Below are 20,786 nucleotides of genomic sequence, written 5' to 3' on the forward strand. Positions count from 1 at the left end.
CGCGAACGGCATCCGTCGCCTCGGTGAACCCTCGGCGGACGACGGCGTCGCCGTTCGCGCCGCCCGCACGGGTGCGCCCATGCTGGCCGCGTGAGAGTCGCACTGCTCGCCGAATCGTTCCTCCCGCACATGAACGGCGTCACGCACTCCCTGCTCCAGGTGCTCCGGCACTTCGAGCGGCAGGGACATGAGGCCCTCGTGATCGCCCCCCGATCCGGTCCCGTCGACCACGGTCTGCACGGCGCGCGTGCGGAGTTCCTGCGCTCGGTGCCGATGCCGGGCTACCCGGAGGTCCGAGTGGGCTTCGCGGGCGCCCGCCGCCTCGCCGCCACGCTCGCCGGCTTCGCACCCGACGTCGTCCACCTCGCCTCCCCGTTCGTGCTCGGCTGGCAGGGCGTCATCGCGGCCGAGCGCATCGGCGCACCGAGCGTCGCGGTCTACCAGACGGATGTCCCGGCGTACGCCGAGCGCTACCGCCTGCCCGGCGCCGCGCCCATGCTCGCCGACCACGTCGGCCGCCTGCACCGACGGGCCACGCTCACGCTCGCGCCCTCGTCGGCGGCGATCGCGCAGCTCGAGGGGTACGGCGTCGAGCGGATGCGGCGCTGGGCGCGGGGCGTCGACACCGACCGGTTCCGGCCCGACCGGCGCTCGGGCGAGTGGCGGGGCCGATTCGCCGCCGACGGCAAGGTGCTCGTCGGTTACGTGGGGCGGCTCGCGCCCGAGAAGCAGGTCGAGGACCTCCGCGCGATCGCGGCGCTCGACGGGGTCCGCCTCGTCGTGATCGGCGACGGCCCGTCGCGTGCGTCCCTCGAGGCGATGCTGCCGGATGCCGCGTTCACGGGCTTCCTCGGCGGCGACGCGCTCGCCGTGGCGATGGCGAGCCTCGACGTCTTCGTCCATCCGGGCGAGCGCGAGACCTTCTGCCAGACGGTGCAGGAGGCGCTCGCGAGCGGGGTGCCCGTCGTCGCGACGGGCCGTGGCGGCCCGCTCGACCTCGTGACCTCGAGCCGGGACGGCTGGCTCTACCGCCCGGGCGACCTCGACGAGCTCGCCGCGCGCGTGCGCGACCTGGCCGGCGACGACGCCAAGCGCCGGGCGTTCGGCCGAGCGGCGCGCGACGGCGTCGCCGGCCGCAGCTGGGCGGCGCTCGGTGACGAGCTGCTCGGCCACTACGAGCACGCCCGCGCCCTGCATGGCACGGGTGGCGCGACCTCGTCCGGCGGCCGCCGCGGCTCGGTGGTCGAGCGGAACGGGACATCGGCGGAGGCGGGCGGCTCGGGCGAGCGCGACGGCGCCGAGCGGATGACGCGGCGCGAGCCGGACGCCGCGTCCTCCCGTCCGACCTGGCGACGGTTCGTCGCGGTCGGAGACTCGATCACCGAGGGCCTCTGCGACTCGTCGCGCATGGCCGCGGGGGAGTACCGCGGCTGGGCGGACCGCCTCGCGATGCTGCTCGCGCAGTCGGGCGACGGCGTCGGGTACGCGAACCTCGCCGTCCGCAGCCGGCGCGTCGCCGACGCGGTCGACGTGCAGCTGCCCCGCGCTCGCGCGCTCGGGGCCGACCTCGTGACGGTGCTCATCGGCGGCAACGACCTCGTGCGCGTCGGCGCCCGGGCCGACGTGCTGGCCGACCGCGTCGGCGACGCCGTCGAGGAACTCCGGGCGACCGGATGCGACGTGCTCGTCGTGACGCCCTTCCTTCCCGCGCACGCTCGGCTCGGCTCGGTGCGGGTCGCATTCGAGCGATTCGCCGACCGGCTCGTGGCGCGCGCCGACGGCGCCGGCGCCATGGTCCTGGACGCCTCGACGCACGGCGCGCTCACCGCGCGCGGCATGTGGGCCGAGGACCGCGTCCACCTCAATTCCTCCGGGCACCGCGCGCTCGCGTACGCGGCGGCCGACGTGCTGGGGGTTCCGGATGCCGCGGCCCTCGCCGCACTCGACGCCGTGCTGCACGGGGACGTCGACGAGCCCGACGCGGCGCCGCTCGCCGATGCCGAGTGGCTCCGGCGTCACGTCGTGCCGTGGGCGGGCAGGCGCCTGCTCGGCCGCACGGCCGGCGACGGCCGCGTCGCCAAGCACGACGCGCTCGTGCACCTGCCGGGTCGGGGCGACGACCGCGTGCGGCGAGGAATCCGAGCGTGATCGGGGTCTCCCGCCGGTTGCGCGTGCCGTGCCGTCCGCCCGCCCGCTAGGTCGCGACACGCCGGACTGGTAGGCTCTGCGAGGATGCCCACGCGGCATCCGCTCAATTCAACATGAGCTCGCACCCTCCCATGGGTGCTTCGGAGCAGGCCGGCAGGAAGCTGGTCCCCTGTGGTGGCTTACCAAGCGAGAGCTTGGTGGACTTCTACTGGTGGCCAGCGCTGGCGGGTCATCGACGCGCTGAGATCTGCCTGTTCCCTGCTCCTTGTTCACCTCGCGCGCCACACGGGCGTGCGAGCCGAAACAAAGGAGAGAGACCTCTTGGAAGGTCCTGAAATCACGTTCGCCGAGACCGTCATCGACAACGGCAGGTTCGGCACCCGCACCATCCGGTTCGAGACCGGTCGCCTCGCCCAGCAGGCGCAGGGCTCCGCGGTCGCGTACATCGACGAGGAGACCATGCTGCTCTCCGCGACGTCGGTGTCGAAGCAGCCGAAGGAGCACTTCGACTTCTTCCCGCTCACGATCGACGTCGAGGAGCGCATGTACGCCGCGGGCCGCATCCCCGGTTCGTTCTTCCGCCGCGAGGGCCGCCCCTCGACCGAGGCGATCCTGACCTGCCGTCTGATCGACCGCCCGCTGCGCCCCTCGTTCGTCGAGGGCCTCCGCAACGAGGTCCAGGTCGTCGTGACCGTGCTCGCGATCGAGCCCGACGAGCTCTACGACGTGCTCGCCATCAACAGCGCGTCGCTCTCGACGCAGCTGTCGGGCCTGCCCTTCTCCGGCCCGATCGGCGGCGTGCGCGTCGCCCTCATCGACGGCCAGTGGGTCGCCTTCCCGAAGCACTCGCAGCTCGAGGACGCCGTGTTCAGCATGGTCGTCGCGGGTCGCGTCGTCACCGAGGCCGACGGCTCCGAGGACGTCGCGATCATGATGATCGAGGCCGAGGCCACCGACAACGCGTGGAACCTCGTGCAGGCCGGCGCCGTCAAGCCCGACGAGACCGTCATCGCGCAGGGCATCGAGGCGTCGAAGCCCTTCATCAAGCAGCTCGTCGTGGCGCAGCAGGAGGTCGCGAAGACCGCCGCCAAGCCCACCGCCGACTACCCGACCTTCCCGCCCTACCAGGACGCCACGAAGGCCGCCGTCGAGGAGCTCGCGCTCGAGGAGCTCAAGGGCATCTACCAGATCGCCGGCAAGGTCGAGCGACAGGACGCCGACGACGCCCTCAAGGCGCGCGTCAAGGAGGCCGTCGCCGCCAAGGTCGAGGCGGGGGAGCTCCCCGAGTCGGCCAACGCCGAGGTCTCCGCTGCGTACAAGTCGGTCACCAAGCACGTCGTCCGCTCGCGCGTCCTCACCGAGGGCGTCCGCATCGACGGGCGGGGCCTGGCCGACATCCGCCCGCTCGACGCCGAGGTGCAGGTCATCCCGCGCGTGCACGGCTCCGCCATCTTCCAGCGCGGTGAGACCCAGATCCTGGGCGTCACCACGCTGAACATGCTCAAGATGGAGCAGCAGATCGACTCGCTGAGCCCGGTCACCAAGAAGCGCTACATGCACAACTACAACTTCCCGCCCTACTCGACGGGTGAGACGGGTCGTGTGGGCTCGCCCAAGCGCCGCGAGATCGGCCACGGCGCGCTCGCCGAGCGTGCCCTCGTGCCGGTGCTGCCGACCCGCGAGGAGTTCCCCTACGCCATCCGCCAGGTCTCCGAGGCGCTCGGCTCGAACGGCTCGACCTCGATGGGCTCGGTCTGCGCGTCCACGCTGTCGCTGCTGAACGCGGGCGTGCCGCTGAAGGCGCCGGTCGCGGGCATCGCGATGGGCCTCATCTCCGACACCGTCGACGGCGAGACCCGCTACGCGGCGCTCACCGACATCCTCGGTGCGGAGGACGCGCTCGGCGACATGGACTTCAAGGTCGCCGGCACCTCCGAGTTCGTCACCGCGATCCAGCTCGACACGAAGCTCGACGGCATCCCCGCCTCGGTGCTCGCCGGCGCGCTGACCCAGGCGAAGGAGGCGCGCACCACGATCCTGCAGGTGCTGAACGCCGCCATCGACGGCCCCGACGAGATGGCGCCCACCGCGCCGCGCGTCATCAGCGTGCAGATCCCGGTCGACAAGATCGGCGAGCTCATCGGCCCGAAGGGCAAGACGATCAACGGCATCCAGGACGACACGGGCGCCGAGATCTCGATCGAGGAGGACGGCACCGTCTACATCGGCGCGACCGACGGCCCGACGGCCGAGGCCGCCCGTGCCGCGGTGAACGCGATCGCCAACCCGACCAACCCCGAGGTCGGCGAGCAGTTCCTCGGCACCGTCGTGAAGATCGCCGCGTTCGGCGCCTTCATCTCGCTGCTGCCCGGCAAGGACGGCCTGCTGCACATCTCCGAGGTGCGCAAGCTCGCCGGCGGCAAGCGCGTCGAGAACGTCGAGGACGTCCTGGGCGTCGGCCAGAAGATCCTCGTCGAGATCACCAAGATCGACGACCGCGGCAAGCTCTCGCTCGCGCCCGTCATCGCGGAGGAGGCCGACACCAACGGCCGCGCCGCGACCGGCGAGCACGCCGAGGCTCCCGCCGAGGGCGTCGAGGCGTAAAGGCTCGATCCCGCCACCGGACGCCCGTCCCGACCTCGTCGGGGCGGGCGTCCGTCTTCCGGACCTATCCGCTGGTGTCGGCCGCGGCCGCGACGATGCCGCGCATGACGTTCCAGTAGCCGACGGGTGCAACACGCGTGACGAGGTCGCTGAGGCGCGAGTCGCGGCCGATGAAGACGCGCGGCCGACGGCGTTCGATGCCGTCGACGATGCGCTCGGCCGCCTGGGCCGGCGTCGTGCGGTAGAGGGCCGCCTGCGCGTCGGCGGCGCGGGCCGCGGCACCCGGTGCGACGGCGGCGGCCACGCGGGCGTGGTGGATGATGCCGGTCTGCACGCCGCCGGGGTAGATCGCCGACACCGAGACCTCCGTCGCCTCGAGCTCGTGCCGGAGCGCGTCGGTGAACCCGCGCACGGCGAACTTCGACGTGACGTAGGGCACCCGGCCGGCCGGTGCGGCCAGCCCGTAGAGGCTCGAGACGTTGGCGATGTGCGCGTCGCCCCCGGCGATGAGCGCGGGGAGGAACGCCTTCGTCATGGCGACCGTGCCCCACAGGTTGATGTCGACGACCCAGCGGAACTCGTCGAGCGTCGCCTGCTCGAAGCTGCCGAGCATCGAGACGCCCGCGCAGTTGAGGAGGATGCTCGGCGTGCGTCCGTGCGCGGCGGCGACGGCGTCCGGCAGCGCGGCGACGGCGGCGAGGTCGGCCAGGTCGACCACGTGCGTGCTGACGGACGCGCCGGGCACGCGCAGTGCGACGGCGAGCTCCTCGAGCGCCGCGGCATCGCGGTCGACGAGCGCCAGCGCGCACCCTCGCGCGGCGAGCAGCTCGGCCGACGCCCGGCCCATCCCGCTTCCGGCTCCGGTGACGACGGCGAGCCGGCCGTCGAGGTGCAGGGGACGTCGGCGGGCCATGGTGCTCCTTCGCACGGTGGGGGATCGGGCAGTACACCCTGACACGGGAGGCGCGCCGATCCAAAACCCGAGCGGTGCGCGTGATTCGCGCGCACCGCTCGGGGCACCCGCTACATGAGCGTCAGGCGTGCCGCCGCATGGACGCGGGCGTTCTCCTCGGCGGCGTCGCGACCGGCCGAACGCTCGGCGATGGCACGCAGCATCCGCTCGCGATCGGTGCGACGGATGGTGCGACGCCGCCCCCATCGCGCGAGCGCGAGCCCGGTGCGCACGGCCAGGTCGGCGAGCCCGCGGGACGCGGGCGAGGATGCGGGGGAGACGGTGAGCGTGTTCATGTCCGTTCCGTTCCGTCGGTCTCGGTCGCCTCGCCGCGAACCAGCGGGAAGGCGTTGATGTGGATCTGCACGGGGCGCGATCCGGGCGACGGCGTCTTCTTGTACGCGTCGATGTACTTCTTCAGCACGACGTCGATGTCGGTCACGAGGCCGTGCAGCTGGTCGGGCGTGAGCGTGAGGTTGATCGTGTCCGAGGTCGCGATGTCGAGCCAGTCGGCGCCGAACACCTCCTCGCCGGTGGCGAGGAACTCGCGGAAGTTCTGCTCGCGGGAGCGGAACCACTCGTCCTCCACGAGCTTGACCGCGAGGCGGTCGGCGCTGCCCGGCGGCAGGCTCCGCGCGTCGGGGATCGCGACCGACCCCGGTCGCCGCTCCCACCAGCGCTCGCGGCCCCTGCCGCGGCCCTCGACCTCCTGCACGAGACCCGCCTTGGCGAGCTGGCGGAGGTGGTAGCTCGTCGCGCCGCTCGATTCGCCGAGTCGCTCGGCGAGCCCGCTGGCCGTGAACGGGCCGTAGGTCGAGAGCTCGTCGTAGATCTGCACCCGCAGCGGATGCGCCAGGCTCTTCAGGCTCTCGGAGGAGAGCACGTGGTCGATGCCCGGGTGGCGCGTGCTGCTCGGCCAGGATTCCAGGTCGTCGGTCTGCTCGCCGCCGTTCGTCCGCTCGTCCATGCGTGCAAAGATACTCTTGCAAAGAAAGGTTTGCAAGGGTATCTTTGCAATAGGTCCTTTGCGTGTGTTCGGAGACCGCGTCGAGCCCAGGCGCGCAGCGCCTCCACGAGCCGTCGGTCGTCGTCGAAGAGCGCGTCGACGTCCCGGATCTCCCACGTGACGAAGCCGGGGAGCCGCTCGCATCGCAGCCCCGCGACGCGCACCGTCACCCCGTTCGCTCGAGCAGCGGACCGAGCCGGTAGGGGATGAGCTCGCCCATGGCGAGCGAGGTCTCGGTGCGCTCGACGCCCTCGATCGCGAGGATCTCCTCGTCGATGCGGAACAGGTCGTGCGCGTCGCGGCAGACGACCCGGACGAGCAGGTCGATCTGGCCCGAGAGGCCGTGCGCCTGGATCACCTCGGGGATCTCGGCGAGCGCCGCGACCACCTCGGAGAGCACCTTCTGCCGGGCGTGCACGGCCACGAAGGCCTCGAGCGGGTAGCCGAGCGGGGTCGGGTCGATGCTCCGCTCGAAGGAGAGGAAGGCCCCGGATGCCTCGAGCCGCGCCATCCGCGCCTGCACGGTGTTGCGGCTCAGTCGCAGCCGTTCGGCGAGGGCGACCACGGTCGCCCTCGGGTCGGCGGCGAGTCCGCTGAGGAGTGCGCGATCGACGGCGTCGTATCCGGTCATAGCGCCAGACGATAGCACCGTCCAGCCCCGGGCCACTGCGCAACATGCTCAAGCGGATCGCGGTTGCTTGAGCCGAATGCCAGATCGTCGTACGCTGCGAGTACCCGGCATCGGCGCCGGTGCGAGGCTGCCCACGAAGCGGCCGAGCCGACACGGAGGTTCGACGATGACCCCTTCCGACCGTGAGGCGACCGGGCTGCTCACCCGCCCCGACGACCTCGTCCGACTCCTCGATGCGACCGGCCGGCGCCACGCGAACCCCGAGTTCGACCAATGGGTCGCCGACGTCGACCTCGATGCCCTGATCGAGCTGCACCGCGACATGGTCGTGATCCGACGGCTCGACGCCGAGGCCACCGCGCTCCAGCGCCAGGGCGAGCTGGGCCTCTGGCCGCCGCTCGCCGGCCAGGAGGCCGCCCAGATCGGCTCGGCCCGGGCGCTCCACGACGAGGACTTCGCGTTCACCAGCTACCGCGAGCACGCGGTGGCGTGGCTGCGCGGCGTGCGGCCCGACGAGCTGCTCAGCGTGTGGCGCGGGTCCGCGGCATCCGGTTGGAACCCCTTCGAGAAGCGGATGGCGATCCCGCAGATCATCATCGGCGCCCAGTCGCTGCACGCCGTGGGCTGGGCGATGGGCGCCAAGTGGGAGGGGTCGAGTGCGGCGTCGATCGCGTACTTCGGCGACGGCGCGACCAGCGAGGGCGACGTCAACGAGGCGCTCGTCTTCGCGTCGAGCTTCGACGCGCCCGTCGTCTTCTTCTGCCAGAACAACGGCTGGGCGATCTCCGAGCCGGTCGGCCTGCAGTCCAAGCAGCCGCTCGCGCGTCGCGCGGACGGGTTCGGCATGCCCGGCATCCGGGTCGACGGCAACGACGTGCTCGCCGTGCTCGCCGTCACGCGCTGGGCGCTCGAGCGCGCCCGCCGCGGCGAGGGGCCGGCGTTCATCGAGGCCGTCACCTACCGGATGGGCCCGCACACCACGGCCGATGACCCGAAGCGCTACCGCACCGACGACGACCTCGCCGAGTGGCGCGAGCGCGACCCGATCACGCGCCTGCACGCGTTCCTCGCGGCGTCCGGCGCCGACATGGAGTCGGTCGACGCCGACGCCAAGTCGGCCGCCGACCGCGCCGCCGCCGAACTCCGTGCGGGCCTCACCGCGATCCCGGACCCGGAGCCCATGAGCGTGTTCGACCACGTCTACGCCGAGCCCAACAGCCACCTCGAACGGCAGCGGGAGCGCTACGCGCGCTACCTCGCGATGTTCGGCGACGAGGCCGAGGCGGGTGCCCGATGAGCGCGATCACCTTCGGCAAGGCCATCAACGAGGGGCTCCGCCGCGCCCTCGCCGACGACGACAAGGTCGTGCTCCTCGGCGAGGACATCGGCACGCTCGGCGGCGTGTTCCGCATCACCGACGGCCTCAAGGCCGAGTTCGGCGAGCACCGCGTGGTCGACACGCCGCTCTCCGAGGCGGGCATCATGGGCACCGCCGTCGGCCTCGCGTACCGCGGGTTCCGCCCCGTCGTCGAGATCCAGTTCGACGGGTTCGTCTACCCGAGCTTCGACCAGATCGTCACGCAGGTCGCGAAGCTGCACTACCGCTCGCGCGGCACCGTGAACATGCCGCTCGTCATCCGCATCCCGTTCGGCGGCGGCATCGGCGCGGCCGAGCACCACTCCGAGTCGCCCGAGGCGTACTTCACGCACACCGCCGGGCTCCGGGTCGTCGCGTGCTCGAACCCGGCCGACGCCTACGTCATGATCCGCCAGGCGATCGCGAGCGACGACCCGGTGGTCTTCCTCGAGCCGAAGCGCCGGTACCACGTCAAGGGCGAGGTCGACCTCGACGCGAGCCTCGCCGACGCGCGACCGATGGGCGTCGCCACGACCGTGGCATCCGGGAACGACGTCACGCTCGTCACCTACGGGGCGCTCGTGCAGACGGCGAGGGATGCCGCGACCGCCGCCGCGGAGGAGGACGTGTCGATCGAGGTCATCGACCTGCGCTCGCTCGCGCCCGTCGACTACGCGACGATCGAGGCGTCCGTGCGCCGCACGGGCCGGCTCGTCGTCGCCCACGAGGCGGGCGAGCAGGGCGGGGTCGGCGCCGAGATCGCCGCCTCCATCACCGAGCGCTGCTTCGAGTACCTCGAGGCCGCCCCGGTCCGGGTGACGGGGCACGACATCCCGTACCCGCCCGCCAAGCTCGAGCAGTACCACCTGCCCGACCTCGACCGGATCCTCGACGGCGTCGATCGTGCCCTCGGACGCCCGAACTCGCTGAGCGGGGTGGAGGCGTGAGCATGATCCGCGACTTCGCACTGCCCGACCTCGGCGAGGGACTCACGGAGTCCGAGATCGTCGCCTGGCGCGTCAAGGTCGGCGACCACGTCGAGCTGAACCAGATCATCGCCGACGTCGAGACCGCCAAGGCCGTCGTCGAGCTGCCGTCGCCGTTCGAGGGCACCGTCACCGCGCTGCACGCCGCCGAGGGCGAGACCGTGAACGTGGGCGAGAAGCTGTTCTCGTGCGACACCGGGGGCGGCGACGCGACCGAGACGTCGACGACGACGGATGCCGCGGCCGCAGCGCCGCCGGAGGCGGCCACCGTCGGCACGACCGACGACCCGGCCTCGGCGCCCGCCCCGTCCGAGGCCCCCGAGGTGCGCGAGCCGACCCTCGTCGGGTACGGTGCCGGCGCCGAACGCGGCCCGCAGCGTCGCGCCCGACGACTCGGCGCCGCCGCACTCCGCGAGGACCTCGTGCCCGCGCCGCCCGAGCACGACCGCATCGAGCCCGACACGGCGACCCGCCCCGGTCGGTCCGCAGGAGCGGATGACGATGGGCGCGCCGAGCGTCCCCGCTCGACTCCGCCCGTGCGCAAGCTCGCGCGCGACCTCGGGATCGACCTCGAGCAGCTCGTCGGGACGGGCGAACGCGGACTCATCACGCGCGCCGACGTGGAGGCCGCGGCATCCGAGGCGCCGACCGAAGCCGCCGAGGAGCCGACGGGCGCGATCTCCTCGTCGCCCGCGACACGCGACGACCGGCCCGCGGAGACCCGGGTCCCCATCAGGGGCGTGCGCAAGCACACCGCCGCCGCGATGGTGCGGAGCGCCTTCACCGCGCCTCATGTGACCGAGTTCCTCACGATCGACGTCACCGCGACGATGGAGCTGCTCGCGGGCATCCGGTCCGACCGGGCATTCGCCGGCCACAAGGTCACGCCGCTCACGGTCGTCGCGAAGGCGCTCTGCATCGCGGCTGGTCGCACGCCAGAGGTGAACTCGCGGTGGGACGAGCAGGCCCAGGAGATCGTGCGCTACGGCCACGTGAACCTCGGCATCGCCGCGGCGACCGAGCGCGGGCTCGTCGTGCCGAACGTCAAGGGCGCCGAGCGGATGACGCTCATCGAGCTCGCGGACGCGATCGCCTCGCTCGCCGACACCGCGCGCGCCGGGCGGACGGCACCTGCCGACCTCACGGGCGGCACGATCTCGATCACGAACATCGGCGTGTTCGGGATCGACGCCGGCACGCCGATCCTCAATCCGGGCGAAGCGGCGATCCTCGCGATGGGCGCCGTGCGCCGCACGCCGTGGGAGCACCGCGGCGAGATCGCGCTCCGTGACGTGATGACGCTCTCGCTCTCGTTCGACCATCGCCTGGTCGACGGCGAGCAGGGCTCGCGCTTCCTCGCCGACGTCGGCCGCATCCTCCGCGAGCCGGGGCTCGCGCTGACGATGGCGTGAACCGCTGCCGCCGGGGGTGGCGTGGCCGCCCCCGGCGGAGGAGTATTCCTGCATGGACGAGCACAGGCCGCTCTCGCGCGAGGACGTCGCCGTGGAACTCGAGGGAACCGGATTCCGTCATGACGGGGAACGACTCGTCGGCGAATTCCGGACGCGCGATTTCTCGAGCGCGGTCCGCTTCCTCGATGCCGTCGCCATTCGGGCCGACGCCGCGAATCACCATCCGGATGTCTCGCTGGGGTGGGGTCGCATCGAATTCGATCTCAGCTCGCATGACGTCGGGGGAGTGACGTCGCGCGACGTCGCGCTGGCGCGCATGATCCGGGAGGTCGCGGACGAGCGCGGCGCATCCGCGAAGTGACCCGGGAAGCGAATGCCGGTGCGGTCGGTAGGCCGATGCCCGCCGCGAATTCGCTGAATTCATCCACATCCATGCGAATATGCGCGCCGCCGTTGCCGGAATTCCTTATGCTCGGAATCGGGAATCACCCCATTCAGTCCCGGAATTCCGCGGCGAATGCCGCAGATCGGAAGTGGAACATGGCAAAGCGCGTGGTCGAGACGCTCATCGACGACCTCGACGGCAGCGACGCCGACCGGACCCTCTCGTTCGCCTTCGACGGCGACCAGTACGCGATCGACCTCTCCTCCGAGAACATCGCGAAGTTCGAGAGCGTGCTCGCGCCGTACATCGACGCAGCCCGCAAGACCGCGGCGCGCGGCGGCGCGACTCGCCGCCGGGGTGCATCGTCTGCCGCCGGCGACACGAAGGACGCGCGCGAGTGGCTGCGTTCGAACGGGCACCAGGTGTCCGACCGCGGCCGCATCCCCGCGCCGCTCATGGAGCTCTACCGCAACCGCTGAGGCCCGCCCGGCGCCCGCGGCATCCCCTCACCGGAGGACGAACTCGATCTCCTCGATCTCCTCGCCGCGGGCGTTGGCGTAGTCGCGGTCGCGGCCGACCTCGACGAACCCCAGCTTGCCGAGCACGGCGATGGATGCCGCGTTGTCGGCCGCGGCACGCGCGCGCAGCGGCCGCGGCTGCGTGTCGAGGAAGAGCCGCAGCGCCCGGGTGGCGATCCCGCGGCCCCAGTGCTCGCGATCGATCCAGTACGTGATCTCGGGCATTCCCGTCTCGGCGTCGATCCAGCGCGCCACGCTGCCGACGATCCGGCCGTCGCAGCGCACGGTGCGCGCGTCGTAGTCCTCCCGCTCCGAGAACCGGGCGTAGTGGGCGTCGTAGGCGGCGCGATCCGCCGGATCGGTCGCCGTGAACGCGGCCATGCGAATGGCCTCGGGATCGAGTTGGATGCGGAACAGCTCGTCGCGGTCGCTTGCGCGGGTCGCGCGCAGGGTCACGACGTGAGGCTCGACCATGCCATGTCCTCCAGGATGCTGCGGACGACTCTGTCCGCGGGTCGGCGCCCATGGATGCGGGCGCTGTGGGGGGTCGAGTTGATCAGTCCGAAGGCGGCGTGTGCCCGGATGCGCAACTCGGATTCGGCCCGGTCGGGCCTCAGGCGGGCGAGCACGCCCACCCACAGTTCGACGTACGAGCGCTGCAGGCGGCGGACCTCGTGCGCGTCGGCATCGCCGAGGCTGTCGAGGTCGCGGTCCTGCACGCGGATGACATCGGCGTTCGCGAGCGCGAAGTCGACGTGGAAGCGGATGAGGGCGCGCAGCGCCTCGTCGGGCGCTGCGAGCTCCTCGACCGTGCGGCGGCCGCCGTCGAGGAGCCCCTGGCTCGCGTCGACGAGGATCGCCGCGAGCACCGCGGCCTTGCCGGGGAAGTGCCGGTAGACCGCGGGTCCGGAGACGCCGGCGGCCTGGCCGAGCTCCTCGAGTGTCACCCCGGGGTACCCGCGCTCGGCGAAGAGCCGCGCCGCCGCGACGAGCAGCGCGGCGCGACGGTCGGCCTTGGCTCGGCCGCGCTCGGTGAGCGTCTCGGTCAGGGGGCACCTCCGCGGGCATTCGGTGAATGCACACTAACCGAGTGGCTCGCCGGTGGCAAGCGTCCCGCGCCGGCGCGGCCTCAGTGCACGGATGCCGCGGCGGCCTCCCGCACGAGCCGGACGGCCTCGGCCGCGCCCCGGTTCCACGGCGTGCCGTGGCCCGGCAGCACCCACGTGGCATCCGTCGCCGCCAGTCGGTCGAGCGAGTCGAGCGCGGTGTCGGGCGCGTCGGTGAACGGCGCGGGCTGCGGGCCGCGCCGCCCCGTGAGGACGTGGCGCGTGGTGAGCGCGTCGCCCACGGCGATCGCATCGAGCGCGGGGGAGTGCACGGCGATGCTGCCGGGCGAGTGGCCGGGCATCGCGATGATCTCGGGTGAGCCGGGGAGGTCGGCGAGCCGTTCGCCGCCCTCGAGCGTGCGGGCGTCGGCGAGGTACTCGGTCTTCGCGCCGCCCTTGCCGAGCGCGTAGGCGAAGAACCGAACGACGGGCCACGGGCGGATGCCGCGGCCGAACGAGGTCGCAGGCTTGTCGCCGCCCTTCGCCCGGTCGAGGTCGGCGGAGTGGACGTACACGGGCACGCCGTGATCGCGCCGGAGGCGCTCGGCGAAGCCGAGGTGGTCGGTGTCGCCGTGCGTGAGGATGATCGCGCGCACGTCGCCGATGCCGAGGCCCGCATCGGCGAGCTCGGCGAGCAGGTCGCCGTAGTGGCCCGCGAGGCCGGCGTCGACGACGGTGACGCCGCGGTCGTCGATGAAGAGGTAGGACGCGACGATCTCGTTGCCGACGCGCCGGAGTCCAGGGGTGAGTTGCATGAAGGCTACGATACATAGCTATGATGGCTAGTGTCAATAGCCATGGAGGAGGCGCTCATGCCGGCACCGGCGAAGGTCACCCCCGATGCGCTGCGGGCCGCGGCGCGCGCGATCCTCGAGCGCGAGGGGCAGCACGGGCTCACCATGCAGGCCGTCGCCGCCGAGCTCGGCGTGCGGGCGCCCTCGCTGTACAAGCACCTGCGCGACCGCGACGCGCTCGTTCGTCTCGCCGCTGAGGATGTCGCCGCCGAGCTCGGCGCACGCATGGACCGGGTGCTCGCCGCGGAGACGGATGCGTCCGAAGCAGTGCGCGCGATCGCGGCATCCGCTCGCCGCTACGCGCGCGAGCACCCGCACGGCTACGGCCTGATCTTCGGGCCGCTGCCCGAACCGGCGCGGGCGCGCGGCTCGGCGATGGAGGGGGCGAGCACCGCGATCCTCGAGGCGGCGCGGCGGCTCTCCGGAGAAGGGCGTTCGCTCGAGTCGGCGCGCACGATCACGGCGTGGATGCACGGGTTCGTCAGCATGGAGATCGCGGGGGCGTTCCGCCTCGGCGGGTCGGTCGACGATGCCTGGGAGTACGGCCTCGATCACCTGATCCGCGGACTCACGGCACCTGCCTGAGCCGCCGGTTGCGGAACTCGGTGAATGATCGCTAACATGAATCCCGGTTAGCGAGCGTTCACCGAACTGCTCGCGGAGCCGCCACGACGGAGAGGCGGAACGGGAGCGGATGCACACCATCACGAGCGCGGTCGACGCGGCTTCCGACGCCGCGCGCGCGAACGCCGACGCCCACGCCGCACTGGCCGACGAACTGCGCGAGAAGCTCCGCATCGCCGCGCTCGGCGGGCCGGAGGCATCCCGCGACCGCCACGTCGCACGCGGCAAGCTGCTGCCGCGCGACCGCGTCGAGCGGCTGCTCGACGAGGGCAGTCCGTTCCTCGAGCTCGCCCCGCTCGCCGCGGGCGACCTCTACGACGACGACACGCCCGCGGCGGGCGTCATCGCCGGGGTCGGGCTCGTGCACGGCCGGCCCGTCATGGTCGTCTGCAACGACGCGACCGTCAAGGGCGGCACGTACTACCCGATGACGGTGAAGAAGCACCTGCGCGCACAGGAGGTCGCGCTCGAGAACCGGTTGCCGTGCGTGTACCTCGTCGACTCGGGCGGGGCGTTCCTGCCGAAGCAGGACGAGGTGTTCCCCGACCGCGACCACTTCGGCCGGATCTTCTACAACCAAGCGAACCTCTCCGCGCGGCGCATCCCGCAGATCGCCGCGGTGATGGGCTCCTGCACCGCGGGTGGCGCGTACGTCCCCGCGATGAGCGACGAGACCGTGATCGTGCGAGACCAGGGCACGATCTTCCTCGGCGGCCCGCCCCTCGTGAAGGCCGCGATCGGCGAGGTCGTGACGCCGGAGGAGCTCGGCGGCGGCGAGCTGCACGCCCGCACGTCCGGCGTCACCGACCACCTCGCGGAGGACGACGAGCACGCGCTCGAGCTCGTCCGGGACATCGTCACGACGCTCCCGGCCCTGCCCGAGCGGGCCTGGGCCGTGCGCGAGCCGCGTGAGCCCGCCGTCGACCCGGCGACCCTCACCGCGGCCGTGCCGGTCGACGTGCAGCAGCCGTACGACGTGCGCGAGGTCATCGCGAGGCTCGTCGACGGCAGCGAGTTCCACGAGTTCAAGAAGGAGTACGGCGACACGCTCGTCACGGGCTTCGCGTGGATCGACGGCCACCCCGTCGGCATCGTCGCGAACAACGGGGTGCTCTTCAGCGAGTCGGCCATGAAGGGCGCGCACTTCATCGAGCTCTGCGACCAGCGCGGCGTCCCGCTCGTCTTCCTCCAGAACATCTCGGGCTTCATGGTCGGGCGCGACGCGGAGGCGGGCGGTATCGCCAAGCACGGCGCCAAGATGGTCACCGCCGTCGCGACGACCCGGGTGCCGAAGTTCACGGTCGTCATCGGCGGCTCGTTCGGCGCCGGCAACTACTCGATGTGCGGTCGCGCCTACTCGCCGCGGTTCCTCTGGATGTGGCCGAACGCGCGCATCTCCGTGATGGGCGGCGAGCAGGCGGCATCCGTGCTCTCGACCGTCAAGCGCGACCAGCTGGCCGTGCGCGGCGAGGGGTGGTCGGCCGAGGCCGAGGAAGCCTTCAAGGCACCCGTGCGCGACCAGTACGAGACGCAGGGCAGCCCCTACCACTCGACCTCGCGGCTGTGGGACGACGGCGTCATCGCCCCCGGCGACACCCGCACGGTGCTCGCCCTCGCCCTCGAGCTCGCCAGCCGCACGCCGCTGCCCGAGCCCCGCTTCGGCCTGTTCAGGATGTGATCGCGATGCGCCCGCCCTTCGACCGAGTCCTCGTCGCCAACCGCGGCGAGATCGCCGTGCGCGTCATCCGCACGCTCAAGCGCCTCGGCATCCGCGCGATCGCCGTGTACTCCGACGCCGACGCCGATGCGCCGCACGTCGCGCTCGCCGACGAGGCCGTCCGGATCGGTCCGGCCGCGGTGGCCGAGAGCTACCTCGACACCGCGCGCATCGTGCGCGCCGCCCTCGAGACCGGCGCGCAGGCGATCCACCCCGGCTACGGGTTCCTGTCCGAGAACGCGGCCTTCGGCCGCGCCTGCGCCGAGGCCGGCATCGTGTTCGTCGGCCCAGGCGAGCTCGCGCTCGAGGTCATGGGCGACAAGATCCGCGCGAAGCGGCACGTCGAGGCATCCGGCGTGCCGGTCGTGCCCGGCGTCAGCGAGCCCGATGCGACCGACGACGAACTGCTCGACGCGGCACCGCTCGTCGGCTTCCCGATCCTCGTGAAGCCGTCGGCCGGCGGCGGCGGCAAGGGCATGCAGGTCGCCCGCGACCAGACGGAGCTCGAGCACGCGCTGCCCGCGGCACGGCGGGTCGCCCGGGCCGCGTTCGGCGACGACACGCTCCTGCTCGAACGCTTCGTCGAGCGCCCGCGCCACATCGAGGTGCAGGTGCTCGCCGACGCGCACGGCAACGTCATCCACCTGGGCGAACGCGAGTGCTCGCTGCAGCGCCGCCACCAGAAGGTCGTCGAGGAGGCGCCCTCGCCACTCCTCGACGCCGCGACCCGCGAGCGCATCGGCGCTGCCGCCTGCGACGCCGCGCGAAGCGTCGAGTACCTCGGTGCCGGCACCGTCGAGTTCCTGGTGTCGGATGCCGCGCCCGACGAGTTCTTCTTCATCGAGATGAACACCCGGCTCCAGGTCGAGCATCCCGTCACCGAGCTCGTCACGGGCATCGACCTCGTCGAGCAGCAGCTGCGGATCGCGGCCGGGGAGCCCCTCGCGATCTCGCAGGAGGGCGTGCGGATGACCGGCCACGCGATCGAGGCGCGCGTCTACGCGGAGAGCCCGGAGCGCGGGTTCCTGCCCGCGACCGGCGACGTGCTCGCCTGGCGGGCGCCCGACGGCGACGGCGTGCGCGTCGATGCCGGCATCCGCTCCGGCCAGCAGGTCACGGCCGACTACGACCCCATGATCGCGAAGGTCATCGCGCACGGCGCCGACCGCGCCGAGGCGATCGCCCGGCTCGACGCCGCGCTCGCCGACACGGTGCTGCTCGGCGTCGAGACGAACATCGCGTTCCTGCGCGCGCTGCTCGCGCACCCCGACGTGCGCGCCGGGCACCTCGACACCGGGCTCATCGACCGGCTGACCGAGGCGGGCGCGGATGTCGCGGGGCTCGCCGCGACCGGCGACCCGGCCGCCGCGCGCGCCGGCGGTTCCGATGCGGATGCCTCGTCGGACCGGCTCGAGGAGGTCGCCCGCACCGCACGCGAACGCGACGCCCGCTCGGCGGCGGCCGGCGACCGCGCCTGGCGGAGTGCCCGCGGCTGGCGGATCGGAACGGGCGGTGCGCCCGCGGCATCCGACGGCATCGCCGACCTCGAGCGCGCGACCGTCGCGATCGACGCCGACGGCACCGTGTGGGTGCACCTCGACGGCCGCACCGCCGCCTTCGAACGCCCCGACCGCCGCGCCGCGCTCGACGCGCGGCTCGCCCTCCTCGAGCGCGGCGGCAGCGCCGACCCCGACCTCCGCGCGCCCATGCCGGGCAGCGTCACGACCCTGCTCGTCGCCGACGGCGACCGCGTCGAGGCCGGGCAGGGCGTGCTCGCGATCGAGGCCATGAAGATGGAGCACCGCGTGACCGCGACCGTCGCGGGCCTCGTCCGCATCCGCGTCGCCGTCGGCGAGCAGGTGGCCCGCGACCAGGTCGTCGCGCGCATCGACCACGTCGCGGAGCCCGTCGAGGCCGGCCCCGCGGCATCCGGAACCGAACCCGTCGACGGCCCGCACGAGGGCGCCGTCGCGAACGCATCCCACGAGGAATGAGGAGCACCATGCACGACCTGACCGACGAGGAACAGCAGCTGTACGACATGGTCTGCGAGTTCGCCGACACCGTCGTCGCGCCGCAGGCCTACGAGGCCGACCGCACGCACGAGCTCTCGATGGACGTCGTGGCGCAGATGGGCGAGCTCGGGCTGTTCGGCCTGCCCTTCCCCGAGGAGGTCGGGGGCCAGGGCGGCGACTACATGGCGCTCTGCCTCGCGATCGAGGCGCTCGCGCGCGTGGACCAGTCGATCGCGATCACGCTCGAGGCCGGGGTCGGGCTCGGCGCCATGCCGATCTTCCGGCACGGCACCGACGAGCAGAAGGCCGAGTTCCTGCCCGACCTCGTGGCCGGGCGCGCACTCGCCGGCTTCGGCCTCACCGAGCCCGAGGCCGGCTCCGACGCCGGTGCCACCCGGACGACGGCCGTGCTCGACGGCGACCAGTGGGTCGTCAACGGCTCCAAGCAGTTCATCACCAACTCGGGCACGCCGATCACCCGGTTCGTCACGGTCACCGCGGTGACGGGGGAGCGCACGCGCCCCGACGGCAGCGTCTCGAAGGAGCTGTCGACGATCATCGTGCCGAACGGCACCCCCGGGTTCACCGTCGGGCCGGGCTACGACAAGTCCGGATGGCGCGCCTCCGACACCCACCCGCTGACCTTCGACGACGTCCGGGTGCCGGCCGGCAACCTGCTCGGCGAGCGCGGACGCGGCTTCGCCAACTTCCTCCGCGCGCTCGATGAGGGCCGCATCGCGATCGCCGCTCTCGCGACGGGCGCCGCGCAGGGATGCCTCGACGAGGCGTTGGCCTACGCGAAGACCCGCAACGTCTTCGGCGTGCCCATCGCGAGCCACCAGTACATCGCGTTCACCATCGCGAACATGCAGGCGCGCGTGCACACCGCCCGCCTCGCCTGGCACGACGCCGCCCGCCGCGCCGACGCGGGCCTCCCGTTCAAGAAGGAGGCCGCGATCGCCAAGCTCGTCTCGAGCGACGCCGCCATGCTGAACGCCCGCGACGCGACCCAGATCTTCGGCGGCATGGGCTTCATGAACGAGACCACCGTGGCCAGGCACTACCGTGACTCGAAGATCCTCGAGATCGGCGAGGGCACGAACGAGGTGCAGCTCATGGTCATCGCGCGCGAGCTCGGGCTCGCGGCGTAGGGGCACGGGCCTCGGGGAGGAGGAGCGTCATGACGGATGCCGCGATGCGCGAGGTCGTACAGCGCGGGCTCTGGTTCGAGGAGTTCGAGGAGGGCGTGCGCTACCTGCATCGGCCCGGCCGCACGGTGACCGAGGCCGACAACGTCCTGTTCACGACGCTCACGATGAACCCGCAGCCGCTGCACCTCGACGCCGCGTGGTCGGCGCGCCAGCCGTTCGGGCGCATCCTCGTCAACTCGCTCTTCACGCTGTCGACCCTCGTCGGCCAGTCGGTGGGCCAGCTCACGCAGGGCACGCTCGTCGCGAACCTCGGGTTCGGGGCGGTCGCATTCCCGAACCCGGTGTTCGTCGGCGACACGCTCTACGGCGAGAGCGTCGTCGAGTCGAAGCGGCTGTCGTCGACGCGCCCGGGGGAGGGCATCGTGGTGCTCGGCCACACGGCCCGCAACCAGGACGGCGCGGTCGTCGCAACGGCGTCGCGCACCATGCTCGTCTGGACCCGCGAGGCGGGCGAACGGCACGCGCGCGAGAACGGCGAGGCGAGCGGATGACGCATCCTCCGTTCTCCTTCGGCCCCGCCCTGCTGTTCTGCCCGGCCGACCGGCCCGACCGCTACGCCAAGGCTGCGGAGCGTGCCGACGCGGTCATCCTCGACCTCGAGGACGCCGTCGCCGAGGTCGCGAAGTCGGCCGCCCGCGAATCGCTCGTGGCGAATCCGCTCGACCCCGCCCGCGTGATCGTGCGCGTGAACCCGGCGTCCACCCCGCACTTCGCCGACGACCTCGCCGCGCTGCGGCGCACCTCGTACCGCACCGTCATGCTCGCCAAGTGCGAGGGCACGGCCGACCTGGTGGCGCTCGAGGACTTCGACGTGATCGCGCTGTGCGAGACCGCACGGGGCGTGCTGGCCGCGGCCGATCTCGCGTCGGTGGACATCGTGTCCGCGCTCATGTGGGGCGCGGAGGACCTCGTCGCCTCGCTCGGCGGTGCCTCCAGCCGCTTCCCCGACGGGCAGTACCGTGACGTCGCGCGGCACGCCAGGTCCCAGGTGCTGCTCGCGGCCGGCGCGCACGGCGTCGCGGCGATCGACGCCGTCCACCTCGACCTCGCCGACGCCGACGGCCTTCGCACCGAGGCCGAGGACGCGGTCGCGCTCGGCTTCGCGGCGACCGCATGCGTGCACCCGGGCCAGGTGGAGGTCGTCAGGGCGGCGTACGCCCCGAGCCCCGAGCGACGGGAGTGGGCGCAGGCGCTCCTCGCTGAGGCGGCGGTGCGCGACCGCGACGGCGTGTTCGCCTTCCGCGGGCAGATGGTCGACGCACCGCTCCTGCGGCAGGCCGAGGCGCTCGTGCGGCGCACGGGGCGGGACTGACAGGATTC

20 protein-coding genes are annotated in these 20,786 nt (G+C 72.6%); 13 read left to right on the forward strand and 7 right to left on the reverse strand.

Annotation, left to right across the window (positions count from 1 at the left end):
* Positions 1–90 precede the first annotated feature (90 nt).
* The gene (locus tag ACQ393_RS07565) at positions 91–2,148 is read left to right on the forward strand and encodes a glycosyltransferase (protein ID WP_430646214.1); all 2,058 of its coding nucleotides are present in this window, start codon (positions 91–93) and stop codon (positions 2,146–2,148) included.
* 321 nt (positions 2,149–2,469) lie between these two features.
* Positions 2,470–4,752, forward strand: coding sequence for a polyribonucleotide nucleotidyltransferase (locus ACQ393_RS07570; protein ID WP_430646215.1), 2,283 nt, complete (start codon positions 2,470–2,472; stop codon positions 4,750–4,752).
* Between the two features lie 64 nt (positions 4,753–4,816).
* On the opposite strand, the gene ACQ393_RS07575 is transcribed toward ACQ393_RS07570, so the two are convergent.
* The 4 genes from ACQ393_RS07575 to ACQ393_RS07590 all read right to left on the reverse strand — a co-directional run bounded on the left by ACQ393_RS07575 (position 4,817) and on the right by ACQ393_RS07590 (position 7,341).
* A complete protein-coding gene (locus ACQ393_RS07575; RefSeq protein WP_430646216.1) occupies positions 4,817–5,665 on the reverse strand; it encodes an SDR family NAD(P)-dependent oxidoreductase in 849 nt (282 codons plus the stop codon).
* Between the two features lie 110 nt (positions 5,666–5,775).
* Entirely contained in the window at positions 5,776–6,000 is a 225-nt protein-coding gene (locus tag ACQ393_RS07580; RefSeq protein WP_430646217.1) for a hypothetical protein, read from the reverse strand.
* Complete coding sequence (locus tag ACQ393_RS07585; RefSeq protein WP_430646218.1) at positions 5,997–6,671, reverse strand: winged helix-turn-helix domain-containing protein; 675 nt, start codon at positions 6,669–6,671, stop codon at positions 5,997–5,999. Before ACQ393_RS07585 ends, ACQ393_RS07580 begins: the two co-directional genes overlap by 4 nt.
* 205 nt (positions 6,672–6,876) lie before the next feature.
* Positions 6,877–7,341, reverse strand: coding sequence for an Lrp/AsnC family transcriptional regulator (locus ACQ393_RS07590; protein ID WP_430646219.1), 465 nt, complete (start codon positions 7,339–7,341; stop codon positions 6,877–6,879).
* A 166-nt stretch (positions 7,342–7,507) separates the two neighbouring features.
* Between ACQ393_RS07590 and pdhA the strand changes: the two genes are divergently transcribed.
* The 5 genes from pdhA to ACQ393_RS07615 all read left to right on the forward strand — a co-directional run bounded on the left by pdhA (position 7,508) and on the right by ACQ393_RS07615 (position 11,960).
* A complete protein-coding gene (gene pdhA, locus ACQ393_RS07595; protein WP_430646220.1) occupies positions 7,508–8,638 on the forward strand; it encodes a pyruvate dehydrogenase (acetyl-transferring) E1 component subunit alpha in 1,131 nt (376 codons plus the stop codon).
* Positions 8,635–9,645: an alpha-ketoacid dehydrogenase subunit beta gene (locus ACQ393_RS07600; protein WP_430646221.1), complete on the forward strand. Its 1,011-nt coding sequence runs from the start codon at positions 8,635–8,637 to the stop codon at positions 9,643–9,645. Before pdhA ends, ACQ393_RS07600 begins: the two co-directional genes overlap by 4 nt.
* Before the next feature lie 2 nt (positions 9,646–9,647).
* The gene (locus tag ACQ393_RS07605) at positions 9,648–11,096 is read left to right on the forward strand and encodes a dihydrolipoamide acetyltransferase family protein (RefSeq protein WP_430646222.1); all 1,449 of its coding nucleotides are present in this window, start codon (positions 9,648–9,650) and stop codon (positions 11,094–11,096) included.
* 16 nt (positions 11,097–11,112) lie between these two features.
* On the forward strand, positions 11,113–11,457 hold the full coding sequence (locus ACQ393_RS07610) for a 4a-hydroxytetrahydrobiopterin dehydratase (RefSeq protein WP_430646223.1): 345 nt from the start codon (positions 11,113–11,115) through the stop codon (positions 11,455–11,457).
* A gap of 179 nt (positions 11,458–11,636) precedes the next feature.
* Positions 11,637–11,960 (forward strand): histone-like nucleoid-structuring protein Lsr2, encoded by a 324-nt coding sequence (locus ACQ393_RS07615; protein WP_430646224.1) that lies wholly within the window; start codon positions 11,637–11,639, stop codon positions 11,958–11,960.
* 27 nt (positions 11,961–11,987) lie between these two features.
* On the opposite strand, the gene ACQ393_RS07620 is transcribed toward ACQ393_RS07615, so the two are convergent.
* From ACQ393_RS07620 to ACQ393_RS07630, 3 genes are all read right to left on the reverse strand, one after another.
* Positions 11,988–12,473, reverse strand: coding sequence for a GNAT family N-acetyltransferase (locus tag ACQ393_RS07620; RefSeq protein ID WP_430646225.1), 486 nt, complete (start codon positions 12,471–12,473; stop codon positions 11,988–11,990).
* Positions 12,452–13,048: an SACE_7040 family transcriptional regulator gene (locus ACQ393_RS07625; protein WP_430646307.1), complete on the reverse strand. Its 597-nt coding sequence runs from the start codon at positions 13,046–13,048 to the stop codon at positions 12,452–12,454. The genes ACQ393_RS07620 and ACQ393_RS07625 overlap by 22 nt, the downstream gene beginning before the upstream one ends.
* Positions 13,049–13,128: 80 nt before the next feature.
* Positions 13,129–13,860 carry an MBL fold metallo-hydrolase gene (locus tag ACQ393_RS07630; protein WP_430646226.1) on the reverse strand — a complete coding sequence of 244 codons (732 nt, stop codon included), beginning with the start codon at positions 13,858–13,860 and terminating at the stop codon, positions 13,129–13,131.
* A gap of 57 nt (positions 13,861–13,917) precedes the next feature.
* Between ACQ393_RS07630 and ACQ393_RS07635 the strand changes: the two genes are divergently transcribed.
* The 6 genes from ACQ393_RS07635 (at position 13,918) to ACQ393_RS07660 (ending at position 20,778) form a co-directional block, all read left to right on the forward strand.
* Positions 13,918–14,484 (forward strand): TetR-like C-terminal domain-containing protein, encoded by a 567-nt coding sequence (locus ACQ393_RS07635; RefSeq protein ID WP_430646227.1) that lies wholly within the window; start codon positions 13,918–13,920, stop codon positions 14,482–14,484.
* 109 nt (positions 14,485–14,593) lie between these two features.
* Positions 14,594–16,201: a carboxyl transferase domain-containing protein gene (locus ACQ393_RS07640; protein ID WP_430646228.1), complete on the forward strand. Its 1,608-nt coding sequence runs from the start codon at positions 14,594–14,596 to the stop codon at positions 16,199–16,201.
* Positions 16,202–16,206: 5 nt separating this feature from the next.
* On the forward strand, positions 16,207–18,234 hold the full coding sequence (locus ACQ393_RS07645; RefSeq protein WP_430646229.1) for an acetyl/propionyl/methylcrotonyl-CoA carboxylase subunit alpha: 2,028 nt from the start codon (positions 16,207–16,209) through the stop codon (positions 18,232–18,234).
* 8 nt (positions 18,235–18,242) lie between these two features.
* Positions 18,243–19,406, forward strand: coding sequence for an acyl-CoA dehydrogenase family protein (locus ACQ393_RS07650; protein WP_430646230.1), 1,164 nt, complete (start codon positions 18,243–18,245; stop codon positions 19,404–19,406).
* A gap of 29 nt (positions 19,407–19,435) precedes the next feature.
* A complete protein-coding gene (locus ACQ393_RS07655) occupies positions 19,436–19,957 on the forward strand; it encodes a MaoC family dehydratase (protein ID WP_430646231.1) in 522 nt (173 codons plus the stop codon).
* A complete protein-coding gene (locus ACQ393_RS07660; protein ID WP_430646232.1) occupies positions 19,954–20,778 on the forward strand; it encodes an HpcH/HpaI aldolase/citrate lyase family protein in 825 nt (274 codons plus the stop codon). Before ACQ393_RS07655 ends, ACQ393_RS07660 begins: the two co-directional genes overlap by 4 nt.
* Positions 20,779–20,786 lie beyond the last annotated feature (8 nt).

Source organism: Agromyces sp. GXS1127, assembly GCF_050565425.1.
Lineage (GTDB): Bacteria > Actinomycetota > Actinomycetes > Actinomycetales > Microbacteriaceae > Agromyces.

What these genes read in the sequence shown, in the direction of transcription:
- ACQ393_RS07575 (WP_430646216.1), bottom strand. Translation starts at nt 5,665, where the DNA reads ATGGCCCGCCGACGTCCCCTGCACCTCGACGGCCGGCTCGCCGTCGTC.
- ACQ393_RS07580 (WP_430646217.1), bottom strand. Translation starts at nt 6,000, where the DNA reads ATGAACACGCTCACCGTCTCCCCCGCATCCTCGCCCGCGTCCCGCGGG.
- ACQ393_RS07585 (WP_430646218.1), bottom strand. Translation starts at nt 6,671, where the DNA reads ATGGACGAGCGGACGAACGGCGGCGAGCAGACCGACGACCTGGAATCC.
- ACQ393_RS07590 (WP_430646219.1), bottom strand. Translation starts at nt 7,341, where the DNA reads ATGACCGGATACGACGCCGTCGATCGCGCACTCCTCAGCGGACTCGCC.
- pdhA (WP_430646220.1), top strand. Translation starts at nt 7,508, where the DNA reads ATGACCCCTTCCGACCGTGAGGCGACCGGGCTGCTCACCCGCCCCGAC.
- ACQ393_RS07600 (WP_430646221.1), top strand. Translation starts at nt 8,635, where the DNA reads ATGAGCGCGATCACCTTCGGCAAGGCCATCAACGAGGGGCTCCGCCGC.
- ACQ393_RS07605 (WP_430646222.1), top strand. Translation starts at nt 9,648, where the DNA reads ATGATCCGCGACTTCGCACTGCCCGACCTCGGCGAGGGACTCACGGAG.
- ACQ393_RS07615 (WP_430646224.1), top strand. Translation starts at nt 11,637, where the DNA reads ATGGCAAAGCGCGTGGTCGAGACGCTCATCGACGACCTCGACGGCAGC.
- ACQ393_RS07620 (WP_430646225.1), bottom strand. Translation starts at nt 12,473, where the DNA reads ATGGTCGAGCCTCACGTCGTGACCCTGCGCGCGACCCGCGCAAGCGAC.
- ACQ393_RS07630 (WP_430646226.1), bottom strand. Translation starts at nt 13,860, where the DNA reads ATGCAACTCACCCCTGGACTCCGGCGCGTCGGCAACGAGATCGTCGCG.
- ACQ393_RS07635 (WP_430646227.1), top strand. Translation starts at nt 13,918, where the DNA reads ATGCCGGCACCGGCGAAGGTCACCCCCGATGCGCTGCGGGCCGCGGCG.
- ACQ393_RS07640 (WP_430646228.1), top strand. Translation starts at nt 14,594, where the DNA reads ATGCACACCATCACGAGCGCGGTCGACGCGGCTTCCGACGCCGCGCGC.
- ACQ393_RS07645 (WP_430646229.1), top strand. Translation starts at nt 16,207, where the DNA reads ATGCGCCCGCCCTTCGACCGAGTCCTCGTCGCCAACCGCGGCGAGATC.
- ACQ393_RS07650 (WP_430646230.1), top strand. Translation starts at nt 18,243, where the DNA reads ATGCACGACCTGACCGACGAGGAACAGCAGCTGTACGACATGGTCTGC.
- ACQ393_RS07655 (WP_430646231.1), top strand. Translation starts at nt 19,436, where the DNA reads ATGACGGATGCCGCGATGCGCGAGGTCGTACAGCGCGGGCTCTGGTTC.
- ACQ393_RS07660 (WP_430646232.1), top strand. Translation starts at nt 19,954, where the DNA reads ATGACGCATCCTCCGTTCTCCTTCGGCCCCGCCCTGCTGTTCTGCCCG.